This is a genomic window from Halorubrum rubrum (genome assembly GCF_024494685.1).
Taxonomy (GTDB): domain Archaea; phylum Halobacteriota; class Halobacteria; order Halobacteriales; family Haloferacaceae; genus Halorubrum; species Halorubrum rubrum.
Genome location: NZ_JANHDM010000008.1, coordinates 1 through 15,370 on the forward strand (window position 1 = coordinate 1; position 15,370 = coordinate 15,370).

Here is a 15,370-nt window from a genome sequence, read left to right on the forward strand (position 1 = left end):
CTTTTGAGCCAGCGACGCGGCTTGCTTAACGAAGCGGAAGAGGAGTTTGGACACATTCGGCTCTTCCGCTTCGCTTCCGCCTTCAGAGCGACGCTATCCTGCTGCCTTCTGCGGATTCAACAGAGCAGACTCCTCGAAGTGCGTCCGTAGCTGTTCTTGATCTCCTTCGGGTAACTCGTCAGGGGTACAGATCTCGATCCCTTCGTCGGCGAGCGTCGGTTTGAGAACAGACTGCCAGTATTCCGACTGCTGCGCAAAGAGCGGGCGTGCGGTGTCGAGTACTTCGACCCACTGCTCTTTCGGTGTCCGTCCATCGGGCGTCGTCTTCGTCACACCGGCGTCGATCTGCTGTTTGAGTCCGCCAACGCGCTTCATGAAGAACTCGTCGGTGTTTTTCGTGAAGAACGCGAGAAATCGGAGCCGTTCGAGCGGCAGATTCCGATCGTCCATTCCCTCTCGAAGAACTCGCTCCTGAAACGCCAGTTCGGAGAGTTCTCTGTTGAGGTAGTACTCTGGGTTCGTGAGGTCTCTGTCGGTCACAGAATCACCCGCGTAAAGAGCGTTGATACCGTGAAGCGGCTCCTGTATCTGTCAAACTGAAAGATTCCTATCATTTTTGGGTCAGCGGAAACGACATCTTACAAATGAGAGAGTAGCACTCATGTTCTGGGTTCACCTGACTGTGATCGGGTACCTTTCGACATCGAGTTAGCGGGACGAGATCTCGACTGACGGTTCGGGTGCTGACAGAGACCCTTCGCCACCGGACAGGGCACCATCGGGAAGCCATGTGTCGTCGCGTTCCGTCCACTCCTCGATCGGAAGTCGCTGGTGAGTCCCCGAGGGAATGACAATCTCAGTAGCGTCAGAAACGATCCCGTACTTTCGAATCGCCATTTTGGGCTCGTTGAGATCGTGCCTACCTAGATGTGGCTTCACGCGAGCGTACAGATCCTGTTTCGAGTACTCGCTTCGTCGCCCTTCGAGTGCGCGAATGGCGTTACAAACTGGACAGCTAAGGACCATAGCCGATTCCATGACTTACAGATGCTACGCTAACTACAAGAAGCCCGATTAATAGTCGTCTATATCAATATATAATAGTTGAGAGCCAAATATATTTGCTACACTCAGTCCCAACGTCCCGATATAGTTGACGCCGCTGAAACCGTCCGTATTCAACTCGCCCTGAAGTCTGGGACGGTGACGCCGAGTGGCAAATTCACCGTTACTTGGCCGGTTTCGAGGCTAAGCTCACGGATAAGAACCTCTCCCACCGAGCGAAGTCGGTAGACTGAGCGAGGTAAGGTGGGGTTGTTGACCACGGTTGCTCCGGTCAGTGGGGGCGCTTCGCCGACGCGTCGGCAATCGTCTGAAACTGCGTCGGGTCTTGGAGGAACTCCTCGCCCATGTCGGTGATCGCCGACTGATCGATGTATTCGACGCCGTCGCCGTACACCGCTAGCACGGGCTCATTTTTGAAGTCGCCGATCGGGCGAGACGTGGCGCACTCTATTCCAACGTACGTTCCTCCCGGGAGGGTGGGCGCGTCGGCGTACGCCGCCGGGAGGTCGTCCCTGTGAACGCCCGCGAGCATGTGACCGGGAAGGATCACCATCGCGGTCCGGTAGCCGAACGCCGGCTGCGAAAGCATCGCGACTAGCAGATACGTGAGGTCCTCGCAGTCACCGCAGCCATCGACGAGCGTCTCCTCGACGGTTCGGATGTAGTCCGGCGCTCCCGTCGATTCCGCATCCGTCGCGTATTCGAGCGAGTGTACGAGTCCGATCGCCCCGTCGATAAGGACCGACTCAGGAAGCGACCGCCGAGTATACTTGCCCGTCGCGCTCGCGTTGACGAGCGCCTCCGTGAGCCGCTCGGCATGAGCACTCGCCTTCGCCGCTTCGAAGCCACTCAGATATCCGTGCATCTCGTCGGCCGCTTCTCTGTACGCGGACCGTTCGATCGGAAACTCCAGACGCCACTCACGCCCGGACCGGTCCGTCCACTCGTACGTCATGGCGTAGCCGTCCGCGGTCCGTTCCCGAGCGACCGAATCTCTCGCGTCGATGGGTGTCGGCCGCGTCGGCTCGCTCGCAGAAAGGGACAGCGCCGCAGACCACAGATCGGACAGTTCGACGACTGAGGAAGCGACGACCCCGAGCGCTACTCGGTCCAGCGCTTTGTTGAGGAGTTTCCGTCGTTTCATCCCCACCGACGGATCACCTCGGATTCGTCCGTCACCGGTAGAGGCGTCCGAATCGGCGGCAGGCGAAACATCCGAGTCCACGTTGACCAGGGCATCGGATTCGACATGGGCCGGCACCGTCGGGCTTCTCGACCGTCTCGCCCGACGCGGTCGCGGTACATCCGGGCGGTTATCGGAAGCATTCGGGCTTGACGACGGGGTCGACATCCACCGTCACCCACGTCGACAGCCGCTCGTCATCGGTCGCCTCTGCTGGGAACACCGTGACCCGATCGGGACCCGACGACCGCCTGTCGACTTGATGTACCAGACCAGTGAACGCGGGACTCACCGATTTCCGCCCGGTCGTCTCGTCGTTCCTCGACCCCCGGTTGGTATCCGTTGTCATCTGTTACTCGTTCGGGTTGTTCGGCAGCCTGCGCTTGAACCCTTATAATAGGTGAACGGACGCGTTAGAAGCCGACCGGTGGGATATATACTCTCGTGACCAGTCCGTCGTGCCCGTTCTCGCTCGACGAAGGCGAGTCCTCTCCGACATTTAGATCGCAGTTTTTCAGATTGAGATAATCAGACTATGGCGTAGGCCCGGACGGGACTCCGGAGATGGGCGATCATGTCATACTCGGTTTGATACAAATTCGATTCTCTCTTGATCAGAGAACGCCCCTTCGGTCGCTGATTTCGTACGGAGCAATATATATCACTCATAGCAACGAAAACCGTGCCTCGGTGAAATCCCCAGGTGTATGGCCTCGCCCGAATGCGGGACACTGTCGCCGGTACTCGATACGCTCCACACCGGTGTGGCGATCTATGACGCCGCCTCTGGGGCTGTTATCGATGCGAACGCGCGACTGGAGGAAATCCTCGGTTACAGTTCGGACCGACTGCGTGAGCTCTCCGTGGCCGAATACACGGCGAACACGTACCCACACACCGAGTCTGAGTTCCACAATCGACTCTCCAGGGCCGCCAACGGAAGCCCGCAACAGTTCGTGTGGCGAGCCAAACGAGCGGACGGCGAACTCATTTGGATTCAGGTATTTACTTCTCGACAGCGCCCGACGGTGGACCGCTGTGTCCACGTCGAGGTACGGGACATTACGCGTCACTACGACACCCATCATCGGGCGGAACTGTTCTGGCGCGTCCTCCGGCACAACCTCCGGAACGAGGCCGCGATTATCATCGGATGTGCGGAGCAGGCGATGAACGGCCCCGAGAGCGGACCGTCCGAAGAAGTGGTCTCAACCATTCTTTCTAGAGGCGAGAAGCTCGGGAACATCGCGACGTCCGTGAAACAAATCGAACACGCGGTGACCGACTCAAAAGGAAACCTCAACCGAGTTTCCGCCGTGAGCGCCGTACGGAACGTCGTGAGCCGGATCGGTGCCGAACATCCCGGCGCGGACATCCGGGTAAACGAACGAAAACAAATGTGGATCGACATAAACGACGCATTCAATTACGCGCTCGCACACGCCATTGAGAATGCGATTGTCCACGGCAACGACGAGGCGCCGGCAGTCGAGATAACGGTCGGCCCGTCGCCCAACACCGGTCGCGCAGAGATCCGCATCGAAGATACAAATCCGCCGATCCCGCCCGAGGAGATCGCCGCGCTGTTTTCGCCGACCGTCACCACGAGCACGTCCCACGGCTCCGGGATCGGCCTGTTCGTGATGAAGTGGTGCGTCGAATCGCTCGGCGGAGAGGTATTGTTCGAATCGCGGAATTCCGGGGGAAACGCCGTCTGTTTACTCCTGCCACCTAAGCAGTTCCCGGATTCGATGATGACCGATTGAGTTCGCTGTTCGCGACGGCGCGTACGTCTCGGTGGGAGTTACCCTCCCTCAGTTAGCACGAATAGGTCTCCAATTCGCTCCATTCGATATCGATCCGAGCGCTGTCGGCAGCGACATGTCCAGAGGCGAAACGGGAGGGTTCACGAAAACAACCGAGGCGACCGCACCTGTGAGTCACACTTGAGAATCGCAAGCGGCTCTGTTGAAATCCTCAAACGATAATATGTTTTCGGCGGCATGCTGAATATATCGCGCGAGTCGGTTAGGTGGGTGGCAAACGTGCCCGCGGACACCGGCCCGCTCACGAGTCGACACAGTCAGTGCCCACTGAGCCGACGGCGACGCTGGGAGGCCCACCCTGCGACCGCTCCGAGGGGAACGAGCAGGGCACCGACTAGCGGACTCCACGCAGTAGCGACGGTTCGAGTAACATCGACAGCAGTCCACAGCGGTTCCGGATAGAGCTGTATTGCGTAGTGTAACCCCTGGCCGGTAACGATACTGAGGAGGAGTGGAAACAGTAGTACGTACACTCCTGCCAGTATCGGGACGAGTGCCACGATTCCGAGGGCCATCGCGCTACCCACGAAGGCCCCCTGTTCCGGAGTAGATACCCGAGACATGACCCGTCGCCAGACGATGGTGCCCAGCACAAATCCCGCGACAAACGCGAACTGTAGCGCGTGTCCGACCCAGTACTGCGCGTCTGGCGACAGCCGTAACGGGACAACCATCGCCACGAGCAAATAAAGGATGGAGGCGGCGAGTGCCGCCGCCGCCGTGATGACCCCGGCACCCATATCCCGCCACCACGTCACCGAGCGTTGCTGCCACGTGACCATACGGCCTTGAACGCTGCGTGGGAATATAACTGAGCGCAACCGGTCGGTGACAGTTGTATCCTCTGTATTCAGCAGCTGGTTACTGTCAGCATCTGAGGATTACAACGGATGCTAATATACCAGCTCTCCTTTCAATTCTGCCAGACTGACTTGAATAGAAGACACGCATCAAACACATCCTCCGAGATTGTGGTGGTGTGTCAACGACGGGTATCTCGAGGCGCACTACGCGCAGCCGGGCGAGTGCGATGGCGCCGCTGCCGGAGGACGACGGCCGCAAGCCCGGTGACCAGCAGGCCTGGACGTCGGAACAGCGCCACGCCCTTACCCGCTACGTCGACGAACAGGCCCGCGACACTGTCGAGACGTACACGACACTCCCGGAGGAACTTCCCCCATGAATAAGCAGCGAGCACGCTACGCGGCGCTGAAGGCGGCTCGTGACCGGGCGCTGGTGTTCGTGCTCGCGTACACAGCTGTCCGCGTTGGGGAACTCCTCCGAGATCCAAACGACCCGCGTCGGCGCGGCGTCCGCTGGGAGGATCTCTCCCTCGACGACGGAAGTATGGACGTCTACCGGAAGAAACAGCAGTGGGACGCCGCCAGTCTACCTGACCCGGTGATCTCGCTGCTCCGGAGCTACCGCCAGCTGATGGATCCAGCCACGAAGCGCTGGCCGGTGTTCCCGACGTTCGACCAACGGACGCTCGCAGAACTCGTCGAGGAAGAGCTAGCCGAACGAGGGGAACGCCCAGAAGCGAGTACTGAGTGTCGTAACGAATACGCCCGCGACCTCCTGCTGGCGCTCGATGAGGGAATTCGACCGCTGTCGATCACGACGGACGGCGCACGGTCGATTCTTCAACGACTCTCGGAGGCCGCAGAGATCGATATCGATCATCCAAAACACGATTACCTCGCTCCGCATGGCGGTCGACGCAGGATGGGTGAGGTGCTTGTCCGGGCGTTCGGGTACACGGTGGCGGCCAGGTATCTCGATAACTCCGAAGAGATGGTTCGGGAGCGGTACTCTCACACCGAGGCTGGCAAACTCGGTGATGTGGCGACAGAAGCACTCAACGAAGTCGACTCTCTGAACCGTACGTGAACGAGGAAACGAGACGAACTTTGATGAGTAATCCGGACCGCACGGCGGTCGGCCACGCAACGGGATCGGGCCAGACAGTTCGACGCGGTCTTCAACGATTCGCGAACTGCGACGTGGGTGCTCGACCCGGATGGTACACTTGTCGGTGTGAATGAGACAGCACGAGAGGTGGTCGATGAAGCTATCGACACGCTCGTCGGCGAACCGTTCTGGACGCTTCCGTGGTGGTCACAGGCCGATACAACGAACACGGATGTCCACCAGCTCGTGGAGAAAGCACTCGACGGGACGTTCGGCAACGCGGTCGTCCCACAGCCGCCAGACGTCGATGATCCGCGCGTTATCGACCTCTCCGTGCGCCCCGTCGAAAACGAGCGCGACGATCTCGTCTCGATCGTTGTCGAAGGCGTCGATATCACCGAGCGTGTTGACCTCGAACGGAATCTCAGAGCGTGCGGGAGTCATCCGCCTCGACAGATTCGGATGCGGGCGTGAATCGAACGGCAGGATCGACGATACAGAGTGTCACAAATGCGTACGCGAGGTTTGTTCCGCGGTCTGGATTGACCGCACAGACGTGCGGTGTGTCGTCAGATCCGTAGTAGAGCCATTCGTGAATATCGAGCGCAACATCGACAGGACGAGTGAATGCCCGCCGACGGCGGGCGTGAGCGAACGTGGCTGCCCGGACGCCATCGAACTGAGCGTCGATGGTGTCCGGGCTCAGTCCACGAAGATGGTAGAGCAGTGATTTGGCAAGTGGACTTCGTTGCTGGAGAGCAATCTCTTCATTTCGAGCAAGCTGAAGCTCTTTGGCGGTTGTATGGACGAATTCGCCGTCGAAGGAACTCCGAGCGAGGACTTTCTGGAAGTCCTCGCTCGGATACTGTCCGTTCGGCTTAGTCGCAAAATCGAGATGTGTGAATAACAGCCTAGAAGCAGCACGAGACAGCTGTTTCGCCTCCGTTGCGTGAATCATGCCACAGATTAGTCACCAACAACGAAAACAACAACTCAGCTACTTCGGCACCTACTGTTCAGGCGCGGGAGGAGGTCAATGCTGTTCAGAATATCAGTATCTGTGCGAGTGTGCCGACGAAAAAGAGCACTACCAAGAACGCGACCCCGGTCTTTTGGATTCGCTTTCCATAGGCGTCAAGCTCATAGTTGCCGATACAGATGGTGACGAGCCGCGTTGGATGTGTGAACGGGCTTGGCGGACGTGGGTCCGGGATCCGGTCACGGAGTCGCCTGTATTCGGTGAACGACCAGACGCTGTAGAGCGATACTGAGATGACCAGCGTGATCGCCGCCAGAAATACGATCCCGAGTAGCACACCGCTCGGATCCGTCAGTTCGACTTGTAGGTGGACTGGTTCGTCACTCCCGGATCCCACGAAGAGAAGAACCGCCGCAACACTCACTACCGAGGCCGGTAGCACGAATAATGCTATCTTGAGTAGCCGTATACTGAGGCTGTGGACTGTCCCTCGGTCGACACCGAACAGTGTTTGATACCGTGTCGAGGTGTATTCGTGTTCGGAACGGAGCCCTGTCTCAGCCCCTGGTTTTCGCGCACCGATTGCGTTGAGCGCGGTAAGGAGCAGACCGAGCCCACCGATAGCCATGAATTCGAATGAACTTGTTATCGTCTGCCGCTCAAGGAACCCATCACTCGGGTCGGCAGGGTCGACGTATGCCGTCACCGTCTCACCTGCTTCATATGGCTCAATCGCTGACTGGGCGTCTGCTCGCGTATCATACGATGGGCTAATACTACCGGGGAACAGTTGGTCACCGGTATATTGGGTTCCCTGGAACTGATAGGCAAACTCGATTTGAACGTAGTAATCCGAGCTCCCGCGGCTCTCCGACTGGTAGACGGATGCCTCCTCGATCGTCGCTTCGACTGTCACGGCATCGTCGACCGCTTCGGACTGTTGAACATAGTCGTACCCGCCGAAGGTGATCCCTGATAGACAGACGAGCACGATAATAATAGTGCCCTTTGTGACTCGAACCGGTGTGCCTCGAACGGCGAACTCCATTTATGTAAACACCGTCACACTTTGTGGATGTAGTTTGGTCGATTGTATCGAAGTCTAATACCGAGAGGGTGCTACTCCGCGTGTTTCAGTATTTGTGGGGTGACGATCACCTCAATGGCAGCAATTCCGAGTGCGACCCAACGGATTGTGCCTTCAAGAAAGGCGAATGCAATGAGGGCGATGACCGCGGCATTAACGAAGCTTATACCATAGCGGATGGTTGGACTGTCAAAGATGGAGGGCATCTGTAGGGTTTGATTCGGAGCACAATCTTATTTTTATTGAAATCCTCTTGTCTCTCATCCGGTTGGGAGCGCAAGGATAAACGCGAAGAACGCTAATGAGATGATGAAGACTGTAGCGTACCAGAGTGTTACGTGTGGTCTATTTCCATAGTTTGCTGAAACTTACGTCTAGTCGTTGTTCTCTTCCGGCTGGAAGATGTCCTCGATGTGGCACTCGAAATGGGCGGCAAGCTTGAAGGCCAACTCCAGCGATGGATCGTAGCGCTCACGCTCGATGGCGTTGATCGTCTGTCGAGTGACCCCGACTGCCTCAGCCAATTCACCTTGGCTGAGTCCTGCCGCCTCGCGTCGTCGTGGAAGGTTATTCTCCATTATGGTTATCGTCGCTTGACGATCCCGTAGGAGACGCCCCACATCAAAAAGAGCCCCGAAGCCAGGAATATCGCACCGTTCACTTCTGGCGGCGTCTCGATGCGTCTCGCAGCCTCAAGCACGTAGATCACCGGGATGACGGATAGTCCACCCACGAATAAGACACCCAGCGTCAAGCCGCTAGCACGGTTGTAGAGATCCGTATCTCGTTCGTCTTGGAGCGGTACGTCGGTGAGTTTGGGAGCGAGAAATGAGATTCCGCCGCCGAGCCACACGCCAACACAGTAGATGCTCGTTCCGATGAGTTCTCGTCCTGTGGCCATCCCGGCGAGTAATCCGACGATCGACACGGTCACTATAGCGTACACGCTCCGATAGTACAGACGGCGAGCTCGTCCTGGGTCACCCGTCTCAGACACTATGTTGTCAAACATGCTTTACAGTAAAGTATGTTTTACAGCCAAAATAAATCTTTGTCTGCGAAATGATCGTGTTCAACCCAGCCGGACCCACAGCAAATTCCAGTACTGTAGGAGCCAGTACAAGACGCTCATCGCGCCAACAACCGCCGAGTAGTGGACACGAGTGACGAGCGACCAGTCGTCTCGGAGCCACGCACGAGCCGCGTAGGCGACTGCGCCAGCGGTGGCGATGACTCCCAGCGTCGGCACGACGAACACGACCTCGAACCACGCGGGCGGACGATTGAACAGCGTCGGCCTGTCCATCGACGCCACGGCGACGATGACACCGACAAAGGACAACACGAACAGCAAGAGTCCGGCGAGGCCTGCGCCAGCCACCCATCGAGCGCGAGTAACAGATTGTGGTGGTGACTCGCCACCGCGATACCGACGCCACCCGCGGGCTGCCGGCCATCCCACCAACCCGGTCAGCGCGATGACAGACGCCGCCACCGTTAGCCATCCCTGTACCGATAGCTGCTCGTGGTAGCCGATCTGCTCGTACGCGCTCAGCCCGCTCAACAGGTGGGTCACTTCACCATCCGTCTCACGGAACAGCAGCGTCGAATCATCCTCAACGTGTTCGAATACGAGCGGTTCAACTTCGACCCATTCGTCTGTCCTGTCTCCCTGTTTGGTTACGAGCCGCCCGTCGTCAGCGATTCGGACGTCGACCGGCTGGCCCGTGAGCAGTCCGTAGACGAGTTTTTCGGCACTGACGGTGTCGGTCGTGTTCACCGACCGGTATCGACCCTCGAGTTCGTCGGCACGCTCGGGCATCCCGTCGGGCGTTCGTCGATCTCCGCTCGAATCGACGGGTGCGAATCGGTCGAAGAGTGCGTCTACGACTTCCTGCTTCGCGCCGGACGCCTCGTTGCCGTGGGCGACGACGAAGAGGCCGACATCTTCCTCTGGGATCAGTGCGAACTCAGCGGCGAACTGCGGGACACTGCCGCCGTGACGCACTAGTCGAGTATCACCACGCGATCGCTCGAAGAGTCCGAACGCCATCCCGTCGACCCGCTCGTGCGGGGTGAACCACTGCTGGTGCATCGAATCGATCGCACGCTCCGAGAGGACCCGTTCGCCGTCGGCGACGCCACCGTGTAGATGCGCCTGGAGTAACCGCGCCATGTCTGTCCCGGTCGTATGAAGCCCAGATGCGGGCGACACGTCGGAGTAGAAACTCACAACGTCTTCGACGGCTGTTTCCTCGGCGGGCACGAGATCGGGCGGGGCCGGTTGGAACGTGCTGTTCGACATGCCTAACGGCGCCAACACGTTTTCCGTGACGAACGACCCGAACCGTTGTCCTGAAATGTCCGCGATCAGTTGGCCGGTGAGCGCAGCGGCGTAGTTGGTGTACTGGTGGAGTTCGCCGGGTGGCCGGACACGTGCCGGTACGTCTGTCGATACTGCCTCAGCGAGCGGCCGGATGTACTCAGGCTCGCGTGCCGAGTCGCCTCGTCCGCGGACTTCGAATCCCGGTGTGTGGGTGGCGAGATGTTCGAGCGTGATCGGTTCGTCGTACGTTTCGGGAAGATCGACAGTTTCGAGGTGGTCGTCCACCGGTGCGTCTAGTGTGATCTGCCCGCGATCGACGACCTGCATCGCAGCCGTCCAGGTAGCGACCTTCGAGACGGAGCCGACGCGAAAGAGCGTCTCATCTGCTCGAACCGGGACGTCCTCGCTTCGAAAGGCGTGGCCGTAGCCGCTCGTGTGGACCTCGTCGCCGTCGACGACGGCGACCGTCAGCCCGCCCGCATCGTGGTCAGCTAACGCGCGGGTGGCCGCGTCGTCGATGAGCGCATCCACGCTGGTCGTCTGAGTCGGTTCGGTCGAACCACTGGCGAGACCGCTGGCCGCGACGGCGGTGCCAGCGCCGACGGCCGCGGATCGCGACAGGAATCCGCGTCGTGAGAGTGTGGAGGGCATCGGTGGGAATGTGTGAAAGACGATTCACGCCGTGAAAGGCGGGACAAGTCGTCTGATTGAGCGTGTACCTGCGTTGCTCCGGTGAAGGTGGCCAGCCGGATGTTGTGGTTTGAGACAGCCATATCTCTACCTAACCCGGTAGTCGCGCGAGGTGACCACCTTCGCACCATCATCACGGGAGTCGTGGTGTCAAACACACTTTACAGTAAAGCTTACTTTCCATGTTATATGAATCTTTATTTTCAGAATCGGTTGTCAGCTCGATCCCACGAGGGTGAGAAGCCCAAACGCACCTGCCAAGCCAAGCGCCGCGACGACTAAATCAATCGTCCAGCGAAGCAACCAGTCTCGCACCCGCGCTCTCTCGGGGTGAATACCGAACCGGACCGTTAGGTGTCGAACGATCACGACCCACGTGACAAGCACGAACCCGAACAGAAACGGCCACACGTCGATTCCGAGTCGAACCTGTACGATATAGACCGGGAGTACGCCGATCAAAATCGGCGTTGTTGCGATCCGGGCCACAGGACGGAGCGGCCGGCGCTCTGGCGTCGGGCGATCGCCAGGCGTCAATTCCGGGACTGGCACACCACATGACCGAAAGTGGCCCGCAATTTCGCGTACCTGTTCGCGCGGTATGAAGATCCCTTCCGGTTTCGTGACAGTAGGAGATTGATAGCGGAGTCGAACGGCAACGATCGGGCCGAGTGGAATCAATTGAAGCGTATCTACCGTGTCGAGGCCGATCGTCCGTTCATCGGTGCCGGTGGCCGCTGCGAACTGTTCTGTCTCGGGATCGCCGAATTCAGGTTTGATCGTCAACGTGCGCTTCTCGGGATCGAGCCGGTAGTGATTCGTTTTGAGTCCTGCGCTCGAAAACCATACCATCAACCACAGACACGCACAGAGGATCACATATGCGACGGCTGCCCGAGAGCCGAAGACAGTCATCGAACCGAGAACCGCAAACGGGAGTATGATGAAAAAGCCGACCCAGATCACAGGATGCATCGTGACGATGAATGCCGCCATCCGGTGTGGGAGCCGACGAATGCCGTGTAGGTCCGTCTCCCAACTGAGACCAGAATCTGCTCGCTCGATGTGAGTGGAGGGCATATCGGACTACTATCGGGACATCGAGTTAGAAGTAGTGGTGTCGTTATTACCTCGCCGTTCTCATAGTGGCCGCCAGATTAACCTCGTTGATCGACGCTATCTTCCAATTCTCGCTCTGTACTTCACGTCATCGTCGCTATCACAAACTACGAACCCGGAGCCAATCTGGGAAGCACGAGCTCACGGTATGGGAAGAATTCTATGATACCCTCGCTATACGGCTCATATGACGCGGCGACGGCGTTTCCTGACAGCAGTCGCAAGCGGGACCATACTGGGGCTGGCAGGCTGTAACTCGGGGACCTTCGGACCGAACGAACGCCAGCTTGACGCTCGACGGACGGACCTACAGGAGCGAAACGACGCGGTCGTCGGAATGGTGACTCCCGACAACGCGTTCGCGCCGGCGACAGTGACCATCAGCGTCGGCGAACGCCTCGGCTGGATAAACGACTCTGAGTGGGGTCATACTGTCACGGCCTACGAGGACGGTATCCCTGACGAAGCCGTATTTTTCTCGACCGGAGAGTACGACACGGAACAGGCGGCGCGAGATGCCTGGCCGGACGGTGACCTCGAAGTCGGTGAAGCATACGAACACACCTTCGAGGTTGCCAGCGAGTACGACTATTTCTGTGTCCCGCACGAGGACGAGATGGTCGGCACAGTGATCGTCAAGGACGAGTGATTGTCTGGGGTTCGTGAACCGGGCCGCACGACGCCAGGGGGGGGGCGCTGGCTGGCGACCACACCAGTGCAGAGTGTGGCCACAGGTGTCGTGTACGCAGCCACTATCGGACAAGTGTCAACTGGTTTTCTGTTACACAAGAATTGAAGCTATTATCTGATCCCAGATTCTAATAACTAGCTTCGAGATCAGTTTGAGTCAACGGAGCGAATATATGCTTCTTTTTGAATTAGGCAGTATGGATATGGATTGGTTGTTCGACCAGGACCTGCCAACGTATGTGTATGCGCTTTTCGGCGGCGTGGTCGGTATTCTGGTGGTGACAGTACATAATCTGTTTATCGGGGCAGAATCGTATTATCACCTCTCAGGAGTGATTGTCGGCAGTGGTTTCGCCGGTTTTCTCGCTGCGGACGGCTCAGGGCATTTCAAAAGAGCGGGGATGGGTGCCGGTATCCTCGGAACGGTTCCCGCCTTTGCGTGGTCGTCTGACTTTCTACGAGGCTGGTTTATCACGTCGGCTTCCGAGGGTGGGCAAGTATTCGCAGTCGTGCTTCTGTGTTTTCTTATTCTTGCCACGGGGATGTTGGGGACACTAATCGGCGTATTCGGCGGTTTCTTCGGCGGATGGGTCGCTAAGAAAACTAATTCCGAGATCAGTGGGTAAGATCTCAAAAATAGGTTCCAAGACTTATCGATCGCTGGCTGTGCGAAGCCGATCGATTCGATCCCCGAGCGCCACCTTGATTGAGAGCGGATTCGGGACTCGCATTCGTGTTGGTTCTAAGGTGTGTACGTTGGCGTATTCAATGAGCGCATCAGCGACGGTTGTCCGCCCGGCCTGTTCGGCAGCGTACTCGTCAGCTGTGCGAATTCGTCGACGGGCAAGCCAAAACCCGATAAGAACCACTCCAAGTGAGAGTCCGAGTAACGGCCACTGTGGTCCGATACCGATGACGGACGCGATGAGTGCGATACTCGCAACGAGGACAGTACCAAGCCTGATCTCGAAAACATGGGTCCGGAGTTTCCCTGCCTCGATTGCAAGCAGCGCAGTGGCTGTCTCATCGTCGAATACATCGAGAAATGTACTTGTGACGAAGAGGCGTCGGTAGGTCGGTGGCCCGCGAACGATTGTACTCGCCGTTTCTTCGTTTTCAGTATCGAGGATTCGGGCGTCTCGAACGCTGAGACCGGCCCGTGAACGGAGTTGTTCCAGTCTGTCGGCACGTTCTCCAGTTGGTGTCGTCGTCGAACGAAGTAGCGGGATTACCCATGGGGACGCGTACAGCAAACCAAGTATGAGAACGATGAGTGTGAGAGCTGGGGCAAGTAGTGAGGATTCAAGCGAGAACACTTGTAACGGTATGAGTATGACCGTGAGAAGGACGCTAAGTCCAACGATGTACCGTACCATCTTGCTGATCGCGGTGCTAGTGGCAAGTTCGAGATCACGTACTTCGCGGACACCTCGTACCGTCGGGAGATACGAAACGAGCCAGATACAGCCGGCCGCGAGGAACGTGATGAACTGCGAGAGCACTCCGTCCAGCAGTTCCGGAATAGCTGGGAGCGCCGTCAGGAACGCGGCCCCGGATCCAGTGAGAGCGAACACGCCGTAGGAGAGTAATGCGTACGGGAAAAGCACGGCTCCATACAGCAACCGGTACTTTCCGACGGGGTTTCGAAGTCGGCGAACCACGACGGTACCGACGAGCCCGATGAGGCCGCCGACGAGCGCAAGTCCAACAAATGCGGCGATCGCGGCACTAATCGAGGGTGGCGTGGCTTGGAGGGCAGCCATACTGGTGTCTTCCTGAAACACGCACTAAAATCACTGCGATTGATGGGAAACGATAGCCGTTTCTCAAAACAGATTTTGAACGTTCGAGATAGTGACATCGCCTGCTCTCTGATGCTGTATATGGTCCTCCACCAGACACGTAGTCAGTGTTCGAACAGTACCAACAGACGCCGATTCCTCGCCGCGTGTGGCGTTGGATTCTTCGGCAGCACAGCTGGCTGTACGACGATCGTGAACAGCCTTGCCGATCTCGCGTTAGGCGATGTCAATCTCTTCAACGAAACTGAGAATGTCCTTACCGGTACTGTGACCATCACCGGTCCGGGAGATGAGACTGTTCTCTCAGAATCGTTCGAGTTACCACCAGAATCCGACGATGACGATACTGACGAGAACAACGACGAAGACGGCGTGACGGCCTACGAAGACGTGTGGACTGAGCCCGGCACCTATGAAGCCAGTGTCGAATTGGATGGTGATTCCGAAGTTCAGGGAGAATCCACTACATCAGAGTCAATCTCGATTGATGACACGTCCGAGGAGATGCTCGCCATCGCGTTCGGTATGGAAGGGGTCGATGACGCGATCGGCTTTATCGTTGGCGAGTCGTTGAGTGACTTCGCACAGGCGTGACCGGTACCATCTGGATTACCTACAAAGCGCTGCGAAACTCCTCTGTTCGTTCCAAGCCCATTTTGACTCTTCCAAGTTTTTATACGTGCTATTGTTGA

General features: G+C 57.9%; 14 protein-coding genes and 3 pseudogenes. 6 read left to right on the forward strand and 11 right to left on the reverse strand.

The window, feature by feature from the left end; translation table 11 throughout:
- Positions 1 to 120 precede the first annotated feature (120 nt).
- The 3 genes and pseudogenes from NO889_RS09685 to NO889_RS16545 all read right to left on the reverse strand — a co-directional run.
- Positions 121 to 540: pseudogene (locus NO889_RS09685) on the reverse strand (polyphosphate kinase 1); the annotation flags it as partial.
- Positions 541 to 1,336: 796 nt separating this feature from the next.
- A complete protein-coding gene (locus tag NO889_RS09690; protein ID WP_256412053.1) occupies positions 1,337 to 2,209 on the reverse strand; it encodes a hypothetical protein in 873 nt (290 codons plus the stop codon).
- A 169-nt stretch (positions 2,210 to 2,378) separates the two neighbouring features.
- Positions 2,379 to 2,597: a DUF7511 domain-containing protein gene (locus NO889_RS16545; protein ID WP_425498817.1), complete on the reverse strand. Its 219-nt coding sequence runs from the start codon at positions 2,595 to 2,597 to the stop codon at positions 2,379 to 2,381.
- A 358-nt stretch (positions 2,598 to 2,955) separates the two neighbouring features.
- On the opposite strand from NO889_RS16545, the gene NO889_RS09695 reads away from it, so the two are divergent.
- The gene (locus NO889_RS09695) at positions 2,956 to 4,014 is read left to right on the forward strand and encodes a PAS domain-containing sensor histidine kinase (RefSeq protein WP_256412054.1); all 1,059 of its coding nucleotides are present in this window, start codon (positions 2,956 to 2,958) and stop codon (positions 4,012 to 4,014) included.
- A gap of 317 nt (positions 4,015 to 4,331) precedes the next feature.
- On the opposite strand, the gene NO889_RS09700 is transcribed toward NO889_RS09695, so the two are convergent.
- Entirely contained in the window at positions 4,332 to 4,856 is a 525-nt protein-coding gene (locus NO889_RS09700) for a hypothetical protein (protein ID WP_256412055.1), read from the reverse strand.
- A 193-nt stretch (positions 4,857 to 5,049) separates the two neighbouring features.
- Here NO889_RS09700 and NO889_RS09705 point away from each other — a divergent pair.
- Together NO889_RS09705 and NO889_RS09710 are read left to right on the forward strand one after the other, a co-directional pair.
- A pseudogene (locus tag NO889_RS09705) lies at positions 5,050 to 5,964 on the forward strand (site-specific integrase); the annotation flags it as partial.
- 30 nt (positions 5,965 to 5,994) lie between these two features.
- Positions 5,995 to 6,414, forward strand: a pseudogene (locus NO889_RS09710) (PAS domain-containing protein); the annotation flags it as partial.
- On the opposite strand, the gene NO889_RS09715 reads toward NO889_RS09710, so the two are convergent.
- From NO889_RS09715 to NO889_RS09740, 6 genes are all read right to left on the reverse strand, one after another.
- Entirely contained in the window at positions 6,410 to 6,943 is a 534-nt protein-coding gene (locus NO889_RS09715) for a hypothetical protein (protein ID WP_256412056.1), read from the reverse strand. The pseudogene NO889_RS09710 and the gene NO889_RS09715 overlap by 5 nt on opposite strands.
- 85 nt (positions 6,944 to 7,028) lie before the next feature.
- Complete coding sequence (locus NO889_RS09720) at positions 7,029 to 8,012, reverse strand: DUF3592 domain-containing protein (RefSeq protein ID WP_256412057.1); 984 nt, start codon at positions 8,010 to 8,012, stop codon at positions 7,029 to 7,031.
- Positions 8,013 to 8,425: 413 nt separating this feature from the next.
- Positions 8,426 to 8,629 carry a helix-turn-helix transcriptional regulator gene (locus tag NO889_RS09725; RefSeq protein WP_256412058.1) on the reverse strand — a complete coding sequence of 68 codons (204 nt, stop codon included), beginning with the start codon at positions 8,627 to 8,629 and terminating at the stop codon, positions 8,426 to 8,428.
- Between the two features lie 5 nt (positions 8,630 to 8,634).
- Positions 8,635 to 9,063 carry a DUF2178 domain-containing protein gene (locus NO889_RS09730; RefSeq protein WP_256412059.1) on the reverse strand — a complete coding sequence of 143 codons (429 nt, stop codon included), beginning with the start codon at positions 9,061 to 9,063 and terminating at the stop codon, positions 8,635 to 8,637.
- A gap of 60 nt (positions 9,064 to 9,123) precedes the next feature.
- Positions 9,124 to 11,028 (reverse strand): serine hydrolase domain-containing protein, encoded by a 1,905-nt coding sequence (locus tag NO889_RS09735; RefSeq protein WP_256412060.1) that lies wholly within the window; start codon positions 11,026 to 11,028, stop codon positions 9,124 to 9,126.
- 255 nt (positions 11,029 to 11,283) lie between these two features.
- Complete coding sequence (locus tag NO889_RS09740) at positions 11,284 to 12,063, reverse strand: hypothetical protein (protein ID WP_256412061.1); 780 nt, start codon at positions 12,061 to 12,063, stop codon at positions 11,284 to 11,286.
- 310 nt (positions 12,064 to 12,373) lie between these two features.
- Between NO889_RS09740 and NO889_RS09745 the strand changes: the two genes are divergently transcribed.
- Positions 12,374 to 12,835: a cupredoxin domain-containing protein gene (locus NO889_RS09745; RefSeq protein WP_256412062.1), complete on the forward strand. Its 462-nt coding sequence runs from the start codon at positions 12,374 to 12,376 to the stop codon at positions 12,833 to 12,835.
- Positions 12,836 to 13,049: 214 nt separating this feature from the next.
- Positions 13,050 to 13,502 (forward strand): DUF5518 domain-containing protein, encoded by a 453-nt coding sequence (locus NO889_RS09750; protein WP_256412063.1) that lies wholly within the window; start codon positions 13,050 to 13,052, stop codon positions 13,500 to 13,502.
- Between the two features lie 24 nt (positions 13,503 to 13,526).
- Here the strand turns inward: NO889_RS09750 and NO889_RS09755 are convergent, their stop codons facing one another.
- The gene (locus NO889_RS09755; RefSeq protein WP_256412064.1) at positions 13,527 to 14,639 is read right to left on the reverse strand and encodes a peptidase; all 1,113 of its coding nucleotides are present in this window, start codon (positions 14,637 to 14,639) and stop codon (positions 13,527 to 13,529) included.
- A gap of 120 nt (positions 14,640 to 14,759) precedes the next feature.
- On the opposite strand from NO889_RS09755, the gene NO889_RS09760 reads away from it, so the two are divergent.
- Complete coding sequence (locus NO889_RS09760) at positions 14,760 to 15,272, forward strand: hypothetical protein (protein WP_256412065.1); 513 nt, start codon at positions 14,760 to 14,762, stop codon at positions 15,270 to 15,272.
- Positions 15,273 to 15,370 lie beyond the last annotated feature (98 nt).

What these genes read in the sequence shown, in the direction of transcription:
- NO889_RS09690 (WP_256412053.1), bottom strand. Translation starts at nt 2,209, where the DNA reads ATGAAACGACGGAAACTCCTCAACAAAGCGCTGGACCGAGTAGCGCTC.
- NO889_RS16545 (WP_425498817.1), bottom strand. Translation starts at nt 2,597, where the DNA reads ATGACAACGGATACCAACCGGGGGTCGAGGAACGACGAGACGACCGGG.
- NO889_RS09695 (WP_256412054.1), top strand. Translation starts at nt 2,956, where the DNA reads ATGGCCTCGCCCGAATGCGGGACACTGTCGCCGGTACTCGATACGCTC.
- NO889_RS09700 (WP_256412055.1), bottom strand. Translation starts at nt 4,856, where the DNA reads ATGGTCACGTGGCAGCAACGCTCGGTGACGTGGTGGCGGGATATGGGT.
- NO889_RS09715 (WP_256412056.1), bottom strand. Translation starts at nt 6,943, where the DNA reads ATGATTCACGCAACGGAGGCGAAACAGCTGTCTCGTGCTGCTTCTAGG.
- NO889_RS09720 (WP_256412057.1), bottom strand. Translation starts at nt 8,012, where the DNA reads ATGGAGTTCGCCGTTCGAGGCACACCGGTTCGAGTCACAAAGGGCACT.
- NO889_RS09725 (WP_256412058.1), bottom strand. Translation starts at nt 8,629, where the DNA reads ATGGAGAATAACCTTCCACGACGACGCGAGGCGGCAGGACTCAGCCAA.
- NO889_RS09730 (WP_256412059.1), bottom strand. Translation starts at nt 9,063, where the DNA reads ATGTTTGACAACATAGTGTCTGAGACGGGTGACCCAGGACGAGCTCGC.
- NO889_RS09735 (WP_256412060.1), bottom strand. Translation starts at nt 11,028, where the DNA reads ATGCCCTCCACACTCTCACGACGCGGATTCCTGTCGCGATCCGCGGCC.
- NO889_RS09740 (WP_256412061.1), bottom strand. Translation starts at nt 12,063, where the DNA reads ATGGCGGCATTCATCGTCACGATGCATCCTGTGATCTGGGTCGGCTTT.
- NO889_RS09745 (WP_256412062.1), top strand. Translation starts at nt 12,374, where the DNA reads ATGACGCGGCGACGGCGTTTCCTGACAGCAGTCGCAAGCGGGACCATA.
- NO889_RS09750 (WP_256412063.1), top strand. Translation starts at nt 13,050, where the DNA reads ATGCTTCTTTTTGAATTAGGCAGTATGGATATGGATTGGTTGTTCGAC.
- NO889_RS09755 (WP_256412064.1), bottom strand. Translation starts at nt 14,639, where the DNA reads ATGGCTGCCCTCCAAGCCACGCCACCCTCGATTAGTGCCGCGATCGCC.
- NO889_RS09760 (WP_256412065.1), top strand. Translation starts at nt 14,760, where the DNA reads ATGGTCCTCCACCAGACACGTAGTCAGTGTTCGAACAGTACCAACAGA.